Origin of the sequence: Sulfurimonas sp. (assembly GCF_041563035.1) — a bacterium.
Taxonomy (GTDB): Bacteria; Campylobacterota; Campylobacteria; order Campylobacterales; family Sulfurimonadaceae; genus Sulfurimonas.
On the sequence record NZ_JBFFNS010000046.1, the window covers coordinates 1 to 3,453 of the forward strand.

The 3,453-nt window shown below is 35.9% G+C and carries 3 protein-coding genes; all 3 read left to right on the plus strand.

Translation table 11 applies throughout. From position 1 onward, the window contains the following. A partial coding sequence (locus ABZC13_RS14145) for an ATP citrate lyase citrate-binding domain-containing protein (protein ID WP_373005323.1) occupies positions 1 to 670 on the plus strand: 670 nt, incomplete at its 5' end. Between the two features lie 9 nt (positions 671 to 679). Further along, positions 680 to 2,494 (plus strand): citrate/2-methylcitrate synthase, encoded by a 1,815-nt coding sequence (locus tag ABZC13_RS14150; protein ID WP_373005326.1) that lies wholly within the window; start codon positions 680 to 682, stop codon positions 2,492 to 2,494. Between the two features lie 120 nt (positions 2,495 to 2,614). Further along, positions 2,615 to 3,262 carry a Tfp pilus assembly protein FimT/FimU gene (locus tag ABZC13_RS14155; RefSeq protein ID WP_373005329.1) on the plus strand — a complete coding sequence of 216 codons (648 nt, stop codon included), beginning with the start codon at positions 2,615 to 2,617 and terminating at the stop codon, positions 3,260 to 3,262. Positions 3,263 to 3,453: the final 191 nt, after the last annotated feature.

Here is a 3,453-nt window from a genome sequence, read left to right on the forward strand (position 1 = left end):
CAATCCATTTGTAATGCAAGGTAAAAAGATAGAGCTTCTTGATATGGTTGCTAAACTTGATGATACTGCAGGTTTTATGATGGTAGAAGAATGGGGTGATGTTGAATATCCTACTGCGTTCGGTATGGAAGCAAAATCTCCGGAAGTTGCTGCTATTGAAGAAGCAGATGCTAAAACAGGTGCTTCATTAAAACTTACTCTACTTAAACCTGAAGCTAGAATCTGGACTATGGTTGCAGGTGGTGGTGCATCAGTTGTTTACGCTGATACTATTGCCGACTTGGCCGGAATTGATGATTTAGCTAACTATGGTGAGTACTCAGGTGGACCAACTACTGGTGAAACTAAATTTTATGCTGAAACACTATTAGATCTTATGACTAGAGAAAAAGATTCTAAAGACCGTGAAAAGATTTTAATTATCGGTGGTGCAATTGCTAACTTTACAGATGTAGCTAAGACTTTTACAGGTATTATTCAAGCATTCGAAAATTATGCAGAGAAAATGAAAGAAGTTGGTATTAAGATCTATGTTCGTCGTGGTGGACCAAACTACGAGAAAGGTCTTAAAGATATTAAAGAGGCTGCAGATAGACTTGGTCTTTATATTGAAGTTTATGGACCAGAAACGCATGTTACAGACATCGTGCGTATGGCATTAGCGAAGTAGGGAGAAAATATGGCACAATTATTTACTAGAGATACACAAGCAATTTTTTGGAACAACAACAAAACTGCAATCCAGAGAATGTTAGATTATGATTACACAATTAAAAGAAACACGCCATCAGTAGCTGCAATCGTTGCACCTACAAGTGGAAATAAGTTTGATAAATTTTTCTATGGTCCAGATGAAGTGATGATCCCACTTTACAAGACTACTGCAGAAGCAAAAGCTGCTCAGCCTCAAGCTGATGTACTTTTAAACTTTGCATCTTTTAGAACGGCTTATGATGTAACTATGGAAGCTCTAAACCTTGGTGGTTTTAGCTCTATAATGATTACAGCAGAAGGCATACCTGAAAGACTTGCTCGTGGTATGAATGAATTTGCAAGAAGCAAAAACGTTACAGTAATCGGGCCCGCAACTGTTGGTGGTATCGCTCCTGGTGCATTTAAAATTGCAAATGTTGGTGGTACAATAGAAAATATAGTTCAATCTAAACTTCACCGCGCAGGTTCATGTGGTCTTGTTACACGTTCAGGTGGTCTGTTCAACGAACTTTCAAATATCATTGCAATTAATGCTGATGGTATTGCAGAAGGTGTTGCAATCGGTGGGGATAGATTTGTTGGTTCCGTTTTCATTGACAACCTATTAAGAATGGAAGCTAATCCAGAAGTTAAATATATGTTACTTCTAGGTGAAGTTGGTGGTACTGAAGAGTATAAAGTAATTGAAGCTATAAAAGAAGGTAAACTTACTAAGCCAATTATTGCGTGGTGTATTGGTACAATTGCTAAGCATTATGATTCTGGTGTTCAATTTGGTCATGCTGGTGCATCTGCTAACGATGACAGAGAAACAGCTGAATCTAAAAATAATGCAATGAGAGAAGCTGGTATACATGTTCCAGGTTCATTCAATGATTTACCAGAGATTATTTCTGCTGTTTATCATGATTTACATGCTCAGGGTACTATTAAAGATATTAAAGAACCAGCTCTTAACCTTGTTCCTAAAGTTAGAAGAAGTAAAGAGTTTATCTGTACTATTTCTGATGATAGAGGTGAAGAAGCTCACTACTGTGGATTCCCAATTAGTTCTGTAGCAACTCCAGACACTGGCTTTACTGTTGGTGATGTTATGAGTATTTTATGGTTCAAGAAAAGATACCCAAGATGGGCTGTTGATTTCTTAGAAACTGTACTAAAGACTGTTGCAGACCATGGTCCAGCTGTATCAGGTGCACACAATGCGAAAGTAACAGCTAGAGCTGGTAAAGATGTAATTAGTTCACTTATCGCTGGTCTTCTTACAATTGGTCCAAGATTTGGTGGTGCAATTGACGGTGCAGCTAAGTATTTCAAATATGCTGATGATAACAAACTTTCTCCAAAAGAGTTCTTAGGATATATGAAAAAAGAAGGTGTTCCAATTCCAGGAATCGGACACAGAATTAAGTCACTTAAAAATCCAGACTTACGTGTAGAAGGTCTTAAGAAATTTGCAAAAGAGTATTTCCCTAGTACTCCATTACTTGATTATGCATTAACTGTTGAGCAATTAACAACATCTAAAAAAGAGAATTTAATTCTTAATGTTGATGGTACAATTGGTATCTTAATGGTTGATATGTGGAGATCATTAGGCTATGAAGATGAAGAAATCGATGTATTTATTGACGCTGGTGCATTAAACGCATTCTTTATTCTTGGTAGATCTATAGGCTTCATTGGTCATATTCTTGATGAGAAAAGACTTGCTATGCCAATGTATAGACATCCAATGGATGATATTCTATACGATGTACAAAAAGCAGAAGAACTATAATATAACTTTATTCCAAGGAGTCTTTACTCCTTGGATACTTCCCTTTATCCTTCCAATGATTTTTAAATTTTAAAATATTTTGCTATACTCTATAACTATTATAAACTTTAGAGGTGTCTTATGAAAAAAGCTTTTACTATGTTGGAACTGGTGTTCGTATTAGTTGTAATCGGTATATTAGCTGCCGTGATGATACCTCAGATGCAATCAACAAAATTACGAGAAGCAGCGATACAACTTGTGTCACATATAAGATATACTCAGCATCTAGCTATGGTTGATGATAAGTTTGATTCAAATGATACTAACTGGTATAAAAGCAGATGGCAAATTATTTTTGGAAAAAATAATAGAACAGGTGGAGAATTAGCATATAGTATATACTCTGATTCTCCAAATTATGGAGGTAGTGCAAGTCAGGGAGAGATTGCTATAGATCCAGCTGATATGTCTAAAATTTTAAGTGGAGGTAGCTCTGCATTCGATATGACAAATGAAAAAGCTAATATAAAATTAAACTTAGGGATAAGTTACGATATTGACACAGAAACATCTGATTTGATGAAAGGAGGTTGTGCCGGTCAAGTAAGATTAACATTCGATCATTTAGGTAGACCTATTCAAGGTACAATAAATGGATTTACTAAATCATATGAAGTAAATAAGTTGATTCAAACAAGATGTGATATTGTTCTTACAAGTCCGGAAGGCAATGTTACAATAGCAATAGAACCAGAGACAGGCTATGCACACATATTAGATTCATAAGAAATATAGAGAGCTTAGGCTGTCAATATTTACAGAAAAAGGAAGTTTTAAAAACTTCCCAACCGATTAAGAAACTTCTAAGCAACAACCCCCTATAATTCCCATCCACAAACAAAGAGACCTTGTTTAAAAGGCCTGGAGAGACTTCGAGTTGAAGCTTTTGAGATTGTTTGAGATCATTGAAAACTAAG